This window comes from Pseudoxanthomonas sp. (genome assembly GCF_035999195.1).
GTDB lineage: Bacteria > Pseudomonadota > Gammaproteobacteria > Xanthomonadales > Xanthomonadaceae > Pseudoxanthomonas_A.
The window spans coordinates 505031-518322 of record NZ_DASYGY010000007.1 but is presented as its reverse complement, the minus strand read 5'-3'; the positions used below and the strand labels follow the sequence as shown (position 1 = coordinate 518322).

The following is a 13292-nucleotide window of genomic DNA, read 5'->3' as shown; positions in this document are numbered from 1 at the left end:
ATGGTCATGCCGGGCGACAACGTGAAGATGGTGGTGACCCTGATCAACCCGGTGGCGATGGACGAAGGCCTGCGTTTCGCGATCCGCGAAGGCGGCCGTACGGTCGGCGCCGGCGTGGTGTCCAAGATCATCAAGTGACGTGACGGCGCGTCCGCGCCCAAGGCGCGGACGCCTCAGCCGGAACGTCATCCCCGCGCAAACGGGGATCCAGCGTCCGGCGGGCTACGAACAGGCGGACCGGAATCCCGGTCCGCCTGTTTTTTTGCAGAAAACCCTTCGCCATCAGCGATCGGATGCTGCAAACCAGCAAAACCTGCGCTATCATGCGCGCCCCTTGAGGGCCGCTTGGCCCGAAAGGAATCGCATGACCCGCCAGCGCCCCCTGGGAGGCCGCTGGTTCCTACCGCGAAAAGAGGTGCAGGAAGCGCCTCGTGTTCGCCAGACACGGAGTGTCGCGTGCCTTCCTGCAGGCCCTTGGGCCGGGCAGGGCGTCCCGGTGGTTGACGGGGTGTGTCACGCGTCCTATACTTTCATGTCTGGGCGGGCCGGTTTACCGGCTCGCCTAGTTTTTCAGGAAGAATCCTCAGCCGATCCGGCACTTTCCGTCCGTGGAGTCCACGCGGCCGGTGGGGAGCTGGAACAGCTTGGACTAACCGGGGCAAGGCATCCCAGAGGCCGCGCCCGTCGCTCTTTAACGAAGGAACTACCGCAATGGCGGACCAAAAGATCCGAATCCGGCTCAAGGCGTACGATCATCGTCTGATCGACCGCTCGGCCAGCGAGATCGTCGAGACGGCCAAGCGGACCGGCGCGCAAGTGCGCGGCCCGATCCCGCTGCCGACCAAGATCGAGCGCTACACCATCCTGGTTTCCCCGCACGTCGACAAGGACGCGCGTGACCAGTACGAGACCCGCACGCACAAGCGCGTGCTCGACATCGTCGACCCGAACGACAAGACCGTGGACGCGCTGATGAAGCTCGAGCTCGCGGCTGGCGTCGACGTGCAGATCAAGTTGACCTGAGGCCCACGACCATGACCGCGAAGAAATATTCGTTGGGTCTCGTCGGCCGCAAGGCTGGCATGACCCGCGTGTTCACCGAAGATGGCAAGTCCATTCCGGTGACGCTGATCGAAGCTACCCCCAACCGCATCACCCAGATCAAGACCCCGGAAACCGACGGCTACAGCGCCGTGCAGGTCGCCGTGGGCAGCCGTCGCGCCTCGCTCGTCACCAAGCCCGTCGCCGGTCACCTGGCCAAGGCCAAGGTCGAAGCCGGTCGTGGCCTGTGGGAGCTGCGCGTGGAAGCCGACAAGCTGGGCGACTTCACCGTCGGCGGCGAGATCAAGGCCGACATCTTCGAAGTCGGGCAGATCGTCGACGTCCAGGGCGTCACCAAGGGCAAGGGCTTCCAGGGCACCATCAAGCGCTGGAACTTCCGCATGGGCGACGCCACCCACGGTAACTCGCTGTCGCATCGCGCGCCGGGTTCGCTGGGTCAGCGCCAGACGCCGGGCCGCGTGTTCCCGGGCAAGAAGATGTCGGGCCACATGGGTGCCGTGCAGCAGAGCACGCAGAACCTGGAAGTCGTCCGCGTGGACGCCGAGCGCGGCCTGATCGCCGTCCGCGGCGCCGTGCCGGGTGCGCCGGGTGGCGACGTGATCGTGCGTCCGGCGAGCAAGGGTTGAGGAGAACGACCATGGAACTAGCCATTACAGGTAGCGCCAACAAGCTGTCGGTCTCCGACGACGTGTTCGGCCGCGAGTTCAGCGAGGATCTGGTCCACCAGGTCGTCGTTGCCTACCGCAACGCCGGTCGTGCCGGCACCAAGGCGCAGAAGACGCGCGCCGAAGTGAACGGCACCACCAAGAAGTCCAAGAAGCAGAAGGGCGGCGGCGCCCGTCACGGTGCCCTGACCGCGCCGATCTTCGTCGGCGGCGGCGTGACCTTCGCGGCCAAGCCGCGCAGCTTTGCGCAGAAGGTCAACCGCAAGATGTACCGCGCGGCCATCAGCTCCATCCTGTCCGAGCTGAACCGCCAGAACCGCCTGAAGGTCGTGGAAGCGTTCGATGTGGACGCCACCAAGACCAGCGCCCTGGTCGAGAAGCTGAAGGGCCTGGACCTGGGTCAGCGTCCGCTGATCGTCACCGAGGATGCCTCCGAGCACCTGTACCTGTCCGCCCGCAACCTTCCCTACGTGGAAGTGCGCGACGTGCAGGGCCTGGACCCGGCAGCGCTGGTCGGTGCCGACTCGGTGCTGATCACGGCCGACGCCGTCAAGAAGATCGAGGAGTGGCTGGCATGATCAGCAACGAAAAGATTTTTGCCGTGCTGCGTGCTCCGCGCGTCTCCGAAAAGACCGTGCGCCTGCAGGAACTCTCCAACCAATACGTCTTCGAAGTCTCGAACGATGCCACCAAGGCCGATGTGAAGGCCGCGGTCGAGCAGCTGTTCGACGTCAAGGTCGAGACGGTCAACGTGGTCAACGTCAAGGGCAAGAACAAGTCCTTCCGTAACCGCGCCGGCCGCCGCGGCGACTGGCGCAAGGCGTACGTGCGTCTGGCCGATGGTCAGGCCATCGACGTGTCGGCCAAGGCCTGAGGTAGACCCACATGCCATTGATGAAATTCAAGCCCACCTCCCCCGGTCGCCGTTCGGCGGTCCGCGTGGTGACGCCCGACCTGCACAAGGGTGCCCCGCATGCTGCGCTGCTCGAGAAGCAGAGCAAGTCCGGCGGTCGCAACCACCACGGTCGCATCACCACCCGTCATATCGGCGGTGGCCACAAGCAGCATTACCGCATCATCGACTTCAAGCGCGACAAGGAAGGCATCCCGGCGCGCGTGGAGCGGATCGAATACGATCCCAACCGCACCGCGCACATCGCGCTGCTGTGCTATGTCGATGGCGAGCGTCGCTACATCATCGCCCCCAAGGGCCTGAAGGCCGGTGACCAGGTCATCGCCGGTAGCGATGCCCCGATCAAGGCCGGCAACACGCTGCCGTTGCGCAACATCCCGGTCGGTACGACGATCCACGGCATCGAGCTGAAGCCGGGCAAGGGCGCGCAGATCGCGCGCGCCGCCGGCGCCGCCGTGCAGCTGGTGGCTCGCGAGCAGGGCTTCGCCACGCTGCGCCTCCGCTCCGGCGAAATGCGCAAGGTGCAGGTCGAGTGCCGCGCCACGGTGGGCGAAGTCGGCAACGACGAGCACAGCCTCGAGAAGCTGGGCAAGGCCGGCGCCAAGCGCTGGCGCGGTATCAAGCCGACCGTCCGCGGTGCGGCCATGAACCCGGTCGACCACCCGCACGGTGGTGGTGAGGCGAAGGCCGGCCAGGGCAACCCGCACCCGGTCACCCCGTGGGGTGTGCCGACCAAGGGTTACAAGACGCGCAAGAACAAGCGCACGCAGCAATTCATCGTCCGCGATCGTAGGGGCTAATCGACCATGGCACGTTCACTCAAGAAGGGCCCGTTCGTCGATCACCACCTCGTCAAGAAGGTGGAGGCCGCGGGCGGCAGCAAGAAGCCGATCAAGACCTGGTCGCGCCGTTCGATGATCCTGCCGGAAATGGTGGGTTTCACGATCGCCATCCACAACGGCAAGAACCACGTTCCGGTGCTGGTCAACGAGAACATGGTCGGCCACAAGCTCGGCGAGTTTGCCGTCACCCGTACCTTCAAGGGTCACGGTGGCGACAAGAAAGCCGGCGGCAAGAAGTAAGGAGAGATGACCATGGAAGCGAAAGCCATCCTGCGCACCGCGCGCATCTCCCCCCAGAAGGCCCGCCTGGTCGCCGACCAGGTGCGCGGTCTGCCCGCCGAACGCGCTGTCAACCTGCTGAAGTTCTCGGACAAGAAGGCTGCCCACCTGATCAAGAAGGTCGTGGAGTCCGCCATCGCCAACGCCGAGAACAACCAGGGCGCCGACGTCGACGAGCTGAAGGTCAAGACCATCATGGTCGACGAAGGTCCGATGCTGAAGCGTTTCATGGCCCGCGCCAAGGGCCGTGGCACCCGCATTCTGAAGCGCACCAGCCACATCACCGTGGTCGTGGGCGAGGGCAAATAAGTATGGGTCACAAAGTTCATCCGACCGGTATCCGCCTGGGCATCGCCAAGGACTGGAATTCCAAGTGGTTCGCCAACAAGCGCGACTACGCCGACTACCTCGCCGCGGACCTCAAGGTGCGCGAGATGCTTCGCAAGAAGCTGGCGCAGGCGGGCATTTCCAAGATCCTGATCGAGCGTCCGGCCAAGACCGCCCGCGTGACCATCCACACCGCCCGTCCGGGCGTGGTGATCGGCAAGCGCGGTGAGGACATCGAGAAGCTGCGCAAGGAAGTGAGCGACCTGATGGGCGTCCCGGCGCACATCAACGTCACCGAAGTGCGCAAGCCCGAGCTGGACGCCCAACTGGTGTCCGAATCGATCGCGCAGCAGCTGGAACGCCGCATCATGTTCCGTCGCGCCATGAAGCGCGCCGTCGGCAACGCGATGCGCCTGGGTGCCCTGGGCATCAAGGTCAACGTCGCTGGCCGCTTGAACGGCGCGGAAATCGCCCGTTCCGAGTGGTACCGCGAAGGCCGTGTGCCGCTGCACACGCTGCGTGCCGACATCGATTACGGTTTTGCCGAGGCGAAGACCACCTACGGCATCATCGGCATCAAGGTGTGGGTCTACAAGGGCGAAATCTTCGATTTCAGCCAGGTGGGTCAGGAGAAGCAGGACGACGCGCGCCCCGAGCGCAGCGAACGTCCGTCGCGCCCGGCTCGTGACCGCGACGCGAGGTAATCAGTCATGTTGCAACCCAAGCGAACCAAGTACCGCAAGATGCACAAGGGCCGTAACGAAGGCCTGAGCTGGAGCGGCAACCTCGTCAGTTTCGGCGAGTACGGCCTGAAGGCCACGGCGCACGGTCAGCTGACCGCGCGCCAGATCGAGGCGGCCCGCCGCTCGATCAGCCGCTACGTCAAGCGCGGCGGCAAGATGTGGATCCGTGTGTTCCCCGACAAGCCCATCACCAAGAAGCCCATCGAAGTCCGCATGGGTTCGGGTAAGGGCAACGTCGAATACTGGGTCGCCCAGATCCAGCCGGGCCGCATGATCTATGAAATCGAAGGCGTCAGCGAGGACATCGCGCGCGAGGCGTTCCGCCTGGCCGCGGCCAAGCTGTCGGTCACCACCACTTTCGTGACCCGGACGGTGCGCTAATGGAACTCAAGCAACTCCGCGAGAAATCGGCTGACGAGCTGAAGGCCCACCTGACCGAGCTGCGCAAGGAGCAGTTCTCCCTGCGCATGCAGAAGGTGACCGGCCAGCTGCCGAAGACGCATGAAACCCGCCGGGTCCGCCGCGAGATCGCTCGCGTCAAGACCCTGCTGGGCAGCCAGAAGTAAGGAGCGACCAAGATGAGCGATAACAAAGACAAAGCGCAACGCACCATCGAAGGCCGCGTCGTCAGCAACAAGATGGACAAGACGGTCACCATCCTGGTGGAGCGTCAGGTCAAGCACGCCCTGTACGGCAAGTACATCAAGCGTTCCACCAAGCTGCACGCGCACGACGCGGACAACAGCTGCAAGGAAGGCGACGTGGTGCGTGTGACCGAGATCGCCCCGATGTCCAAGACCAAGAACTGGCGCGTGGTGGAAATCATCACCCGCGCGGCCGAATAAAGGAGATCTGACTCATGATCCAGATGCAGAGCTACCTTGACGCGGCCGACAACTCCGGTGCCAAAGAACTGATGTGCATCAAGGTGCTGGGCGGCTCCAAGCGCCGCTACGCCGGCATCGGCGACATCATCAAGGTGACCGTCAAGGACGCCATCCCGCGTGGCAAGGTCAAGAAGGGCGAAGTCTACGACGCGGTCGTCGTGCGCACCCGCAAGGGCGTCCGTCGCCCCGACGGTTCGCTGATCCGCTTCGATGGCAACGCCGCCGTCCTGCTGAACAACAAGCAGGAGCCGATCGGCACCCGCATTTTCGGGCCCGTGACCCGCGAGCTGCGTTCCGAGAAGTTCATGAAGATCGTTTCGCTCGCGCCTGAAGTGCTCTGAGCGGAGGACATACAAATGGCTAACCGTATCAAGAAGGGCGACCAGGTCGTCGTCACCGCCGGCAAGGACAAGGGCAAGAAGGGCGACGTGGTGCGCGTGGACGGCGATCGCGTGGTCGTCTCCAACGTCAATGTCGTCAAGCGCCACACCAAGCCGAACCCGCAGGCCGGTATCGCGGGTGGCGTGGTGGAGAGCGAGCGCTCGATCCACATTTCCAATGTCGCGCTGTTCAACCCGGCAACGGGCAAGGGCGAGCGTATCGGTTTCAAGGTGCTGGAGGATGGACGCAAACTGCGTGTGTTCCGCTCCAGCGGTGAGGCGCTCGACGCCTGAGGAATGACATGACCACTCGTCTCGAAAAAATCTACAAGGAAGAAGTGGCGCCGGCTCTGATGAAGAAGTTCGGCTACACCAATCCGATGGAAGTGCCGAAGATCACCAAGATCACCATCAACATGGGTGTGGGTGAAGCGGCGACCAACAAGAAGATCTTGGAAAACGCCGTGGCCGACCTGGCCAAGATCACCGGCCAGAAGCCGATCACGACCAAGTCCCGCGTATCGGTGGCTTCGTTCAAGATCCGCGACGGCTGGCCGATCGGCTGCAAGGTGACCCTGCGTCGCGCCAAGATGTACGAATTCCTGGACCGCCTGATCAGCATCTCGCTGCCGCGCGTCCGCGACTTCCGTGGCGTGTCCGGCCGTTCGTTCGACGGTCGCGGCAACTACAACATGGGCGTGAAGGAACAGATCATCTTCCCGGAAATCGACTTCGACGCCGTCGACGCGATCCGCGGCATGGATATCGCCATCACGACGACCGCCAAGAACGACGCCGAAGCCAAGGCGCTGCTCGAAGCGTTCAAGTTCCCGTTCCGCAACTGATTCGCTAGGAAAACGACATCATGGCAAAGACCTCGATGGTCAACCGCGACATCAAGCGGGAAAAGCTGGCCAAGCAGTACGCCGCCAAGCGCGACGCGCTGAAGAAGATCATCTCCAGCCAGAACGCTTCGTACGAAGAGAAGGCGGACGCGGTGGTCAAGCTGCAGAAGCTGCCGCGCGACTCCTCGCCGAGCCGTCAGCGCAACCGCTGCGAGCTGTCCGGTCGTTCGCGTGGCGTGTACCGCAAGTTCGGCCTAGGTCGCAACATGCTGCGCAAGGCCACCATGAACGGCGACGTTCCCGGCCTGCGCAAGGCTAGCTGGTAAGGATGCCAGCGGGCGCCCTCAGGGGCTCCCCTGCGGTTTCAAGGACAAGTCCGGCACATGCCGGACTTGTTGTTGTACAATGTTTGGCTCCCGTGGCTCGGCCAGGGGAGGGCTGGTGAACCGGCCGCCCGCCTGGGGGTTTCCAGGGACAACACGAGATTTTCGCGAAAGCGGATATCGGTGCTACTCATAAGGCAGACTCTCATGAGCATGACTGATCCCATCGCCGACATGCTGGTGCGCATTCGCAATGCCGCCGCTGTGGGCAAGCCGACGGTGAAGATGCCGTCCTCCAAGATCAAGACCTCGATCGCCAACGTCCTCAAGGCGGAAGGCTACATCGGCGACGTCCGCGTGACGAAGACCGAGAACAACAAGGCCGAGCTCGAAATCGTCCTGAAGTACTTCGAAGGCAAGCCCGTCATCGAGAAGCTGAGCCGCGTGTCCCGTTCGGGTCTGCGCCAGTACCGTGGCAAGGCTGAACTGCCCAAGGTCCTCGGTGGCCTCGGCGTCGCCATCATCTCCACCTCGAAGGGCATCATGACCGATGCGCAGGCCCGTGCGGCCGGCGTGGGTGGTGAAGTCCTGTGCTTCGTGGCCTAAGCGAAGGAGCCCAGACATGTCCCGCGTAGCCAAGAAGCCGATCAATCTCCCGAAGGGCGTCGAACTGAATGCCCAGGGTGAAACCCTCAACGTCAAGGGCCCGAAGGGCACCCTGTCCATCGCCAAGCCGGCCGGCGTCGAACTGAACGTCGACAACGGTACGGTGAACCTGTCGCCGGCCACCCCGGCCGACGACGCCATCACCGGCACCATTCGCGCGATCCTGGCCAACATGGTCAAGGGCGTGTCGGAGGGTTTCGAGCGCAAGCTCGAGCTGGTGGGCGTGGGTTACCGCGCCGCGATGCAGGGCAAGGACCTGAACCTGTCGCTGGGTTTCTCCCATCCGATCCTGTTCAAGACGCCGGAAGGCATCACCATCGCCACCCCGACCCAGACCGAAATCCTGGTGCAGGGCGCCGACAAGCAGCGCGTTGGTGAAGTCGCCGCCAAGATCCGCGGTTTCCGTCCGCCGGAGCCCTACAAGGGCAAGGGCGTGAAGTACTCCGACGAAACCATCATCCGCAAGGAAGCGAAGAAGGCCTAACCGGGCTTTCGGCTTCGAGGAACCAGATCATGAGCATCAAGAACACCGCCCGTCTGCGTCGCGCCAAGTCGACCCGCGCGCACATCCGCGAGCTCGGCGTGCCCCGCCTGTCGGTGCTGCGCACCGGCCAGCACATCTACGCCCAGCTGTTCACCGCCGACGGCGCCAAGGTCATCGCCTCCGCCAATACCCTGCAGGCGGACGTCAACGACGGCCTGAAGAATGGCAAGAACAGCGACGCCGCGGCCCGCGTGGGCAAGGTCATCGCCGAACGCGCCAAGGCTGCGGGCATCGAGAAGGTCGCGTTCGACCGCTCGGGCTACCGTTACCACGGCCGCATCAAGGCCCTGGCCGACGCGGCCCGCGAAGGCGGCCTGCAGTTCTAATCCTGAAGGGCATGGAGGAGACTCCATGCCCTGTCCTGCCGGCGCGGGCTGCGCCGGGCGCGATCGCTCTTCTGCATCGATCGTTGCGTCACCGCTCCACACCACAACCATAAGCGGCCAAGCCGTACATACCTCATCAATCAAGGAATCCAAGCAATGGCAGAAGAACGTCAGCCGCGGGGCCGCGATCGCGACCGCAACCGCGAAGAGAAAGTCGACGATGGCATGATCGAGAAGCTGGTCGCGGTCAACCGCGTCAGCAAGACCGTCAAGGGCGGCCGCCAGTTCACCTTCACCGCACTGACGGTGGTGGGCGACGGCAACGGCAAGATCGGTTTCGGCTACGGCAAGGCCCGCGAAGTGCCGGTCGCCATCCAGAAGTCGATGGAATACGCCCGCAAGGGCATGCTCAACGTCGACCTGAACAACGGTACGTTGTGGCACCCGGTGAAGGCCGGCCACGGCGCGGCGCGCGTGTTCATGCAGCCGGCCTCGGAAGGTACCGGCGTGATCGCCGGCGGCGCCATGCGTGCCGTGCTGGAAGCGGTCGGCGTGAAGAACGTGCTGGCCAAGGCCGTCGGCTCGCGCAACCCGATCAACCTGGTACGCGCCACGCTGAAGGGCCTGAGCGACATGCAGTCGCCCTCGCGCATCGCGGCCAAGCGCGGCAAGAAGGTGGAGGAACTCCTCAATGGCTAACGAGTCCAACAAGACCGTCAAGGTGCGCCTGGTGCGCGGCCTGCGTGGTTCCCAGTCGCGCCACCGCCTGTCGGTGAAGGCGCTGGGCCTGAACAAGCTCAACGATGTGCGTGAACTGAAGGACAGCCCGCAGGTGCGCGGTCTGATCGCCAAGGTCCACTACCTCGTCAAGGTCGAGGAGTAATCAACATGCGTCTCAACACACTGAAGCCCGCCGACGGCGCCCGTACCGAACGCACCCGCGTCGGTCGCGGTATCGGTTCCGGCCTGGGCAAGACCGCCGGTCGCGGCCACAAGGGTTCGTTCGCGCGCGCCGGCAAGGGCAAGATCAAGGCGAAGTTCGAAGGCGGCCAGATGCCGCTGATCAAGCGTCTGCCGAAGGTCGGTTTCCGCTCCAAGCTCAAGCTGGATTGCGCCGAAGTGCTGTCGTACCAGCTGGAGAAGCTGGAAGCCGGCGAGATAGACTTCGCCGCGCTGCGTGCCGCCAAGCTGGTGCCCAGCACCGCCAAGCGCGCCAAGATCGTCAAGAAGGGCGAGCTGACCAAGAAGTTCGTGCTGAAGGGCGTGGCCGCCACGGCCGGTGCCAAGGCCGCCATCGAGGCTGCCGGCGGCAGCGTGCAGGAGTAACGGACGCATGGCGCAGGGTAATGCCGCCGGTGCGCTGGCAGGCGCAGGCAAGTTCACCGAACTCCGCCAGCGCCTGCTGTTCGTGCTGGGTGCGCTGATCGTCTACCGGATCGGCTGCTTCATCCCGGTCCCGGGCGTCAATCCCGATGCCATGCTTGCGATGATGCAGGCGCAGGGCGGCGGCATCGTGGACATGTTCAACATGTTCTCGGGCGGCGCCCTGCACCGTTTCAGCATCTTCGCGCTGAACGTCATGCCCTACATCTCGGCCTCGATCGTGATGCAGTTGGGCGTGCACATCTTCCCCAGCCTGAAGGCGCTGCAGAAGGAAGGCGAGTCCGGTCGCCGCAAGATCACCCAGTACTCGCGCATCGGCGCCGTGCTGCTGGCGATCGTGCAGGGCGGCAGCATCGCGACCGCGCTGCAGAACCAGGTCGCGCCGGGCGGCATGCCGGTGGTGTACGCCCCGGGCATGGGCTTCGTGCTGACCGCGGTGGTGGCGCTGACCGCCGGTACCATCTTCCTGATGTGGATCGGCGAGCAGGTCACCGAGCGCGGCATCGGCAACGGCGTCTCGCTGATCATCTTCGCGGGCATCGTGGCGGGCCTGCCGGGCGCGGTCATCCAGACCGTCGGTGCCTTCCGCGACGGTACGCTGAGCTTCATCTCGCTGCTGGTGATCGCGGTGGTGGTGCTGGGCTTCACGTTCCTGGTGGTGTTCGTGGAACGCGGGCAGCGACGGATCACGGTGAACTACGCACGCCGCCAGGGCGGTCGCAACGCGTACATGAACCAGACGTCGTTCCTGCCGCTCAAGCTCAACATGGCCGGCGTCATTCCGCCGATCTTCGCCTCCAGCATCCTGGCCTTCCCGGCCACGCTGGCGATGTGGTCCGGCCAGAACAGCGGCGCGACCACGTGGCTGCAGCGCATCTCCAATGCGCTGGCGCCGGGTGAGCCGCTGCACATGATCGTGTTCGCTGCGATGATCATCGGCTTCGCGTTCTTCTACACGGCGCTGGTGTTCAACTCGCAGGAAACCGCTGAGAACCTGAAGAAGTCCGGTGCGCTGATCCCGGGCATCCGTCCCGGCAAGGCCACCGCCGACTACGTCGACGGCGTGCTGACGCGACTGACCGCGATCGGCTCGATGTACCTGGTTGCGGTCTGCCTGTTGCCGGAAGTGATGCGCACCCAGCTGGGCACCTCGTTCTACTTCGGCGGCACCTCGCTGCTGATCGTGGTGGTGGTGGTGATGGACTTCATCGCGCAGATCCAGGCGCATCTGATGTCCCACCAGTACGAGAGCCTGTTGAAGAAGGCGAATCTGAAGGGCGGTTCGCGGGGCGGTCTTGCCCCCCGTGGCTGAGGTATAATCGCGGGCTTCCCGCACCAGTCCGGCCTTCAGGGCCGGCTGACTTAGATGGGCGGCCCCCGCAGCGATCCGGTGCGGGGGTGAGAACCGGCCAGTCCCTGCGCCAGAGTAGCGCGGGCGGGGCAGGGCAGGGGGGAAACCCCGGCTTGGCACCAGGCAGGTTCCGGCGCCGGAGCATGGGCACACTCCCCATGCCGGTCCGAAGTCGGCTCTGCCGGCACGGGCTTCCCGTAAACACCGGATCTTGCTAGAATTTCCAGTTCACTCCGCCTGTCTGCGCGAATCCCGCCCGGGATGACCGTACACGGGCCAATACTCACAGTTGGAGAGCCGCGTCATGGCGCGTATTGCAGGTGTCAACCTGCCTGCCCAGAAGCATGTCTGGGTCGGTTTGCAAAGCATCTACGGCATTGGCCGTACCCGTTCCAAGAAGGTCTGCGAAGCCGCCGGCGTCGCCTCGACCACCAAGATCCGCGACCTGTCGGAGCCGGAAGTCGAGCGCCTGCGCGCCGAAGTCGGCAAGTACGTGGTCGAGGGCGACCTGCGCCGTGAAGTCGGCATCGCGATCAAGCGCCTGATGGACCTGGGTTGCTACCGCGGTCTGCGCCATCGTCGCGGCCTGCCGCTGCGTGGCCAGCGCACCCGCACCAATGCCCGCACCCGCAAGGGTCCGCGCAAAGCCATCAAGAAGTAAGGGGCGACCATCATGGCCAAGCCAGCAGCTGCCAAAGTCAAGAAGAAGATCAAGCGCGTCATCACCGACGGCGTCGCCCACGTCCACGCTTCTTTCAACAACACCATCGTCACCATCACCGACCGCCAGGGCAACGCGCTCTCGTGGGCGACCTCCGGTGGTGCCGGTTTCCGCGGTTCCCGCAAGTCCACGCCGTTCGCGGCGCAGGTCGCTGCCGAAAAGGCCGGCCGTGCAGCCCTGGACTACGGCGTGAAGTCGCTGGAAGTCCGCATCAAGGGCCCGGGTCCGGGTCGCGAGTCGGCCGTGCGTTCGTTGAACAACGTGGGCTACAAGATCACCAACATCATCGACGTGACGCCGATCCCGCACAACGGGTGCCGTCCGCCGAAAAAGCGTCGCGTCTAAGGGGGCGATAAGAAATGGCTCGTTATATCGGTCCTACCTGTAAGCTCGCGCGCCGTGAAGGCGCCGACCTGTCGCTCAAGAGCCCGGCCCGCGCGCTGGACTCCAAGTGCAAGCTGGAGCAGAAGCCCGGCCAGCACGGCGCCACCGCCCGCAAGGGCAAGCTGTCCGACTACGCCACCCAGCTGCGCGAGAAGCAGAAGGTCAAGCGTATCTACGGTCTGCTGGAGCGCCAGTTCCGCAACTACTACAAGAAGGCCTCGACCAAGAAGGGCAACACCGGCGAGAACCTGCTGCAGCTGCTGGAAACCCGTCTCGACAACGTCATCTACCGCATGGGTTTCGCCGTGACCCGTCCGGCCGCCCGCCAGCTGGTCTCGCACCGTGGCGTGCTGGTCAACGGCAAGCCGGTCAACCTGCCGTCCTACCAGGTCAAGGCCGGTGACGCGATCGCGCTGTCGGAGAAGGCCCAGAAGCAGCTCCGCGTGCAGGAGTCGCTGACGGTCGCCGAGCAGCTCGACCTCAACCCGTCGTGGGTCGAAGTCGACGCCAAGAAGTTCAGCGGCGTGTTCAAGGCAGTTCCGGCGCGTTCGGACCTGCCCGCCGACATCAACGAAGCGCTGATCGTCGAGTTGTACTCGAAGTAATTCATTCACGCACCCCCGGGCGACCGGGGGACCGCAGGAGACAAAG

General features: G+C 64.4%; 25 protein-coding genes and 1 pseudogene. All 26 read left to right on the top strand.

The annotated features are described in order from the left end of the window. Nucleotides 1-138, top strand: a pseudogene (locus VGN58_RS07260) (elongation factor Tu); the annotation flags it as partial. A gap of 573 nt (nt 139-711) precedes the next feature. Continuing rightward, nucleotides 712-1023, top strand: coding sequence for a 30S ribosomal protein S10 (gene rpsJ, locus VGN58_RS07255; protein ID WP_027070119.1), 312 nt, complete (start codon nt 712-714; stop codon nt 1021-1023). A gap of 11 nt (nt 1024-1034) precedes the next feature. Beyond that, nucleotides 1035-1688 carry a 50S ribosomal protein L3 gene (gene rplC, locus VGN58_RS07250; protein ID WP_327482606.1) on the top strand — a complete coding sequence of 218 codons (654 nt, stop codon included), beginning with the start codon at nt 1035-1037 and terminating at the stop codon, nt 1686-1688. An 11-nt stretch (nt 1689-1699) separates the two neighbouring features. Continuing rightward, nucleotides 1700-2305, top strand: coding sequence for a 50S ribosomal protein L4 (rplD, locus tag VGN58_RS07245; protein WP_192310113.1), 606 nt, complete (start codon nt 1700-1702; stop codon nt 2303-2305). Continuing rightward, nucleotides 2302-2601, top strand: coding sequence for a 50S ribosomal protein L23 (rplW, locus tag VGN58_RS07240; RefSeq protein WP_055941273.1), 300 nt, complete (start codon nt 2302-2304; stop codon nt 2599-2601). The genes rplD and rplW overlap by 4 nt, the downstream gene beginning before the upstream one ends. 11 nt (nt 2602-2612) lie before the next feature. Further along, complete coding sequence (gene rplB / locus VGN58_RS07235; RefSeq protein WP_162338027.1) at nt 2613-3440, top strand: 50S ribosomal protein L2; 828 nt, start codon at nt 2613-2615, stop codon at nt 3438-3440. A 6-nt stretch (nt 3441-3446) separates the two neighbouring features. Further along, nucleotides 3447-3722, top strand: a complete 276-nt coding sequence (gene rpsS / locus VGN58_RS07230) for a 30S ribosomal protein S19 (RefSeq protein WP_055941277.1) — start codon at nt 3447-3449, stop codon at nt 3720-3722. 12 nt (nt 3723-3734) lie between these two features. Next, nucleotides 3735-4070: a 50S ribosomal protein L22 gene (gene rplV / locus VGN58_RS07225; protein WP_055943295.1), complete on the top strand. Its 336-nt coding sequence runs from the start codon at nt 3735-3737 to the stop codon at nt 4068-4070. Between the two features lie 2 nt (nt 4071-4072). After that, complete coding sequence (gene rpsC, locus VGN58_RS07220; protein ID WP_327482605.1) at nt 4073-4792, top strand: 30S ribosomal protein S3; 720 nt, start codon at nt 4073-4075, stop codon at nt 4790-4792. A 6-nt stretch (nt 4793-4798) separates the two neighbouring features. Next, nucleotides 4799-5212, top strand: a complete 414-nt coding sequence (gene rplP, locus VGN58_RS07215) for a 50S ribosomal protein L16 (RefSeq protein WP_055941282.1) — start codon at nt 4799-4801, stop codon at nt 5210-5212. After that, the gene (gene rpmC, locus VGN58_RS07210) at nt 5212-5397 is read left to right on the top strand and encodes a 50S ribosomal protein L29 (RefSeq protein ID WP_055941284.1); all 186 of its coding nucleotides are present in this window, start codon (nt 5212-5214) and stop codon (nt 5395-5397) included. Before rplP ends, rpmC begins: the two co-directional genes overlap by 1 nt. A gap of 12 nt (nt 5398-5409) precedes the next feature. Further along, entirely contained in the window at nt 5410-5676 is a 267-nt protein-coding gene (gene rpsQ / locus VGN58_RS07205) for a 30S ribosomal protein S17 (RefSeq protein WP_055941286.1), read from the top strand. Between the two features lie 14 nt (nt 5677-5690). Continuing rightward, a complete protein-coding gene (gene rplN / locus VGN58_RS07200; protein ID WP_013535986.1) occupies nt 5691-6059 on the top strand; it encodes a 50S ribosomal protein L14 in 369 nt (122 codons plus the stop codon). 15 nt (nt 6060-6074) lie between these two features. Next, nucleotides 6075-6392, top strand: coding sequence for a 50S ribosomal protein L24 (rplX, locus tag VGN58_RS07195; protein WP_162338026.1), 318 nt, complete (start codon nt 6075-6077; stop codon nt 6390-6392). Nucleotides 6393-6400: 8 nt separating this feature from the next. Beyond that, entirely contained in the window at nt 6401-6943 is a 543-nt protein-coding gene (gene rplE, locus VGN58_RS07190) for a 50S ribosomal protein L5 (RefSeq protein WP_055941290.1), read from the top strand. Between the two features lie 20 nt (nt 6944-6963). Continuing rightward, a complete protein-coding gene (gene rpsN / locus VGN58_RS07185; RefSeq protein ID WP_062352415.1) occupies nt 6964-7269 on the top strand; it encodes a 30S ribosomal protein S14 in 306 nt (101 codons plus the stop codon). Nucleotides 7270-7473: 204 nt separating this feature from the next. Further along, nucleotides 7474-7872: a 30S ribosomal protein S8 gene (gene rpsH / locus VGN58_RS07180; RefSeq protein ID WP_162109785.1), complete on the top strand. Its 399-nt coding sequence runs from the start codon at nt 7474-7476 to the stop codon at nt 7870-7872. Between the two features lie 16 nt (nt 7873-7888). Then, nucleotides 7889-8416: a 50S ribosomal protein L6 gene (gene rplF, locus VGN58_RS07175; RefSeq protein ID WP_327482604.1), complete on the top strand. Its 528-nt coding sequence runs from the start codon at nt 7889-7891 to the stop codon at nt 8414-8416. 29 nt (nt 8417-8445) lie between these two features. After that, nucleotides 8446-8802, top strand: a complete 357-nt coding sequence (gene rplR, locus VGN58_RS07170) for a 50S ribosomal protein L18 (protein ID WP_327482603.1) — start codon at nt 8446-8448, stop codon at nt 8800-8802. 156 nt (nt 8803-8958) lie between these two features. Further along, nucleotides 8959-9501 carry a 30S ribosomal protein S5 gene (gene rpsE / locus VGN58_RS07165; protein ID WP_267793386.1) on the top strand — a complete coding sequence of 181 codons (543 nt, stop codon included), beginning with the start codon at nt 8959-8961 and terminating at the stop codon, nt 9499-9501. Beyond that, a complete protein-coding gene (gene rpmD, locus VGN58_RS07160; RefSeq protein WP_055941302.1) occupies nt 9494-9685 on the top strand; it encodes a 50S ribosomal protein L30 in 192 nt (63 codons plus the stop codon). The genes rpsE and rpmD overlap by 8 nt, the downstream gene beginning before the upstream one ends. Then, nucleotides 9685-10128: a 50S ribosomal protein L15 gene (gene rplO, locus VGN58_RS07155; RefSeq protein WP_082563251.1), complete on the top strand. Its 444-nt coding sequence runs from the start codon at nt 9685-9687 to the stop codon at nt 10126-10128. The genes rpmD and rplO overlap by 1 nt, the downstream gene beginning before the upstream one ends. 7 nt (nt 10129-10135) lie before the next feature. After that, nucleotides 10136-11497 (top strand): preprotein translocase subunit SecY, encoded by a 1362-nt coding sequence (secY, locus tag VGN58_RS07150; protein WP_277726983.1) that lies wholly within the window; start codon nt 10136-10138, stop codon nt 11495-11497. A 343-nt stretch (nt 11498-11840) separates the two neighbouring features. Beyond that, entirely contained in the window at nt 11841-12197 is a 357-nt protein-coding gene (gene rpsM / locus VGN58_RS07145; protein ID WP_055943298.1) for a 30S ribosomal protein S13, read from the top strand. Nucleotides 12198-12209: 12 nt separating this feature from the next. Continuing rightward, on the top strand, nt 12210-12602 hold the full coding sequence (gene rpsK / locus VGN58_RS07140) for a 30S ribosomal protein S11 (protein WP_055941307.1): 393 nt from the start codon (nt 12210-12212) through the stop codon (nt 12600-12602). Between the two features lie 14 nt (nt 12603-12616). Further along, nucleotides 12617-13246 carry a 30S ribosomal protein S4 gene (gene rpsD, locus VGN58_RS07135; protein WP_055941309.1) on the top strand — a complete coding sequence of 210 codons (630 nt, stop codon included), beginning with the start codon at nt 12617-12619 and terminating at the stop codon, nt 13244-13246. Nucleotides 13247-13292 lie beyond the last annotated feature (46 nt).

Bases quoted from the DNA above. Each gene is read 5' to 3' on its own strand.
- rpsJ (WP_027070119.1), top strand. From the start codon at position 712: ATGGCGGACCAAAAGATCCGAATCCGGCTCAAGGCGTACGATCATCGT.
- rplC (WP_327482606.1), top strand. From the start codon at position 1,035: ATGACCGCGAAGAAATATTCGTTGGGTCTCGTCGGCCGCAAGGCTGGC.
- rplD (WP_192310113.1), top strand. From the start codon at position 1,700: ATGGAACTAGCCATTACAGGTAGCGCCAACAAGCTGTCGGTCTCCGAC.
- rplW (WP_055941273.1), top strand. From the start codon at position 2,302: ATGATCAGCAACGAAAAGATTTTTGCCGTGCTGCGTGCTCCGCGCGTC.
- rplB (WP_162338027.1), top strand. From the start codon at position 2,613: ATGCCATTGATGAAATTCAAGCCCACCTCCCCCGGTCGCCGTTCGGCG.
- rpsS (WP_055941277.1), top strand. From the start codon at position 3,447: ATGGCACGTTCACTCAAGAAGGGCCCGTTCGTCGATCACCACCTCGTC.
- rplV (WP_055943295.1), top strand. From the start codon at position 3,735: ATGGAAGCGAAAGCCATCCTGCGCACCGCGCGCATCTCCCCCCAGAAG.
- rpsC (WP_327482605.1), top strand. From the start codon at position 4,073: ATGGGTCACAAAGTTCATCCGACCGGTATCCGCCTGGGCATCGCCAAG.
- rplP (WP_055941282.1), top strand. From the start codon at position 4,799: ATGTTGCAACCCAAGCGAACCAAGTACCGCAAGATGCACAAGGGCCGT.
- rpmC (WP_055941284.1), top strand. From the start codon at position 5,212: ATGGAACTCAAGCAACTCCGCGAGAAATCGGCTGACGAGCTGAAGGCC.
- rpsQ (WP_055941286.1), top strand. From the start codon at position 5,410: ATGAGCGATAACAAAGACAAAGCGCAACGCACCATCGAAGGCCGCGTC.
- rplN (WP_013535986.1), top strand. From the start codon at position 5,691: ATGATCCAGATGCAGAGCTACCTTGACGCGGCCGACAACTCCGGTGCC.
- rplX (WP_162338026.1), top strand. From the start codon at position 6,075: ATGGCTAACCGTATCAAGAAGGGCGACCAGGTCGTCGTCACCGCCGGC.
- rplE (WP_055941290.1), top strand. From the start codon at position 6,401: ATGACCACTCGTCTCGAAAAAATCTACAAGGAAGAAGTGGCGCCGGCT.
- rpsN (WP_062352415.1), top strand. From the start codon at position 6,964: ATGGCAAAGACCTCGATGGTCAACCGCGACATCAAGCGGGAAAAGCTG.
- rpsH (WP_162109785.1), top strand. From the start codon at position 7,474: ATGAGCATGACTGATCCCATCGCCGACATGCTGGTGCGCATTCGCAAT.
- rplF (WP_327482604.1), top strand. From the start codon at position 7,889: ATGTCCCGCGTAGCCAAGAAGCCGATCAATCTCCCGAAGGGCGTCGAA.
- rplR (WP_327482603.1), top strand. From the start codon at position 8,446: ATGAGCATCAAGAACACCGCCCGTCTGCGTCGCGCCAAGTCGACCCGC.
- rpsE (WP_267793386.1), top strand. From the start codon at position 8,959: ATGGCAGAAGAACGTCAGCCGCGGGGCCGCGATCGCGACCGCAACCGC.
- rpmD (WP_055941302.1), top strand. From the start codon at position 9,494: ATGGCTAACGAGTCCAACAAGACCGTCAAGGTGCGCCTGGTGCGCGGC.
- secY (WP_277726983.1), top strand. From the start codon at position 10,136: ATGGCGCAGGGTAATGCCGCCGGTGCGCTGGCAGGCGCAGGCAAGTTC.
- rpsM (WP_055943298.1), top strand. From the start codon at position 11,841: ATGGCGCGTATTGCAGGTGTCAACCTGCCTGCCCAGAAGCATGTCTGG.
- rpsK (WP_055941307.1), top strand. From the start codon at position 12,210: ATGGCCAAGCCAGCAGCTGCCAAAGTCAAGAAGAAGATCAAGCGCGTC.
- rpsD (WP_055941309.1), top strand. From the start codon at position 12,617: ATGGCTCGTTATATCGGTCCTACCTGTAAGCTCGCGCGCCGTGAAGGC.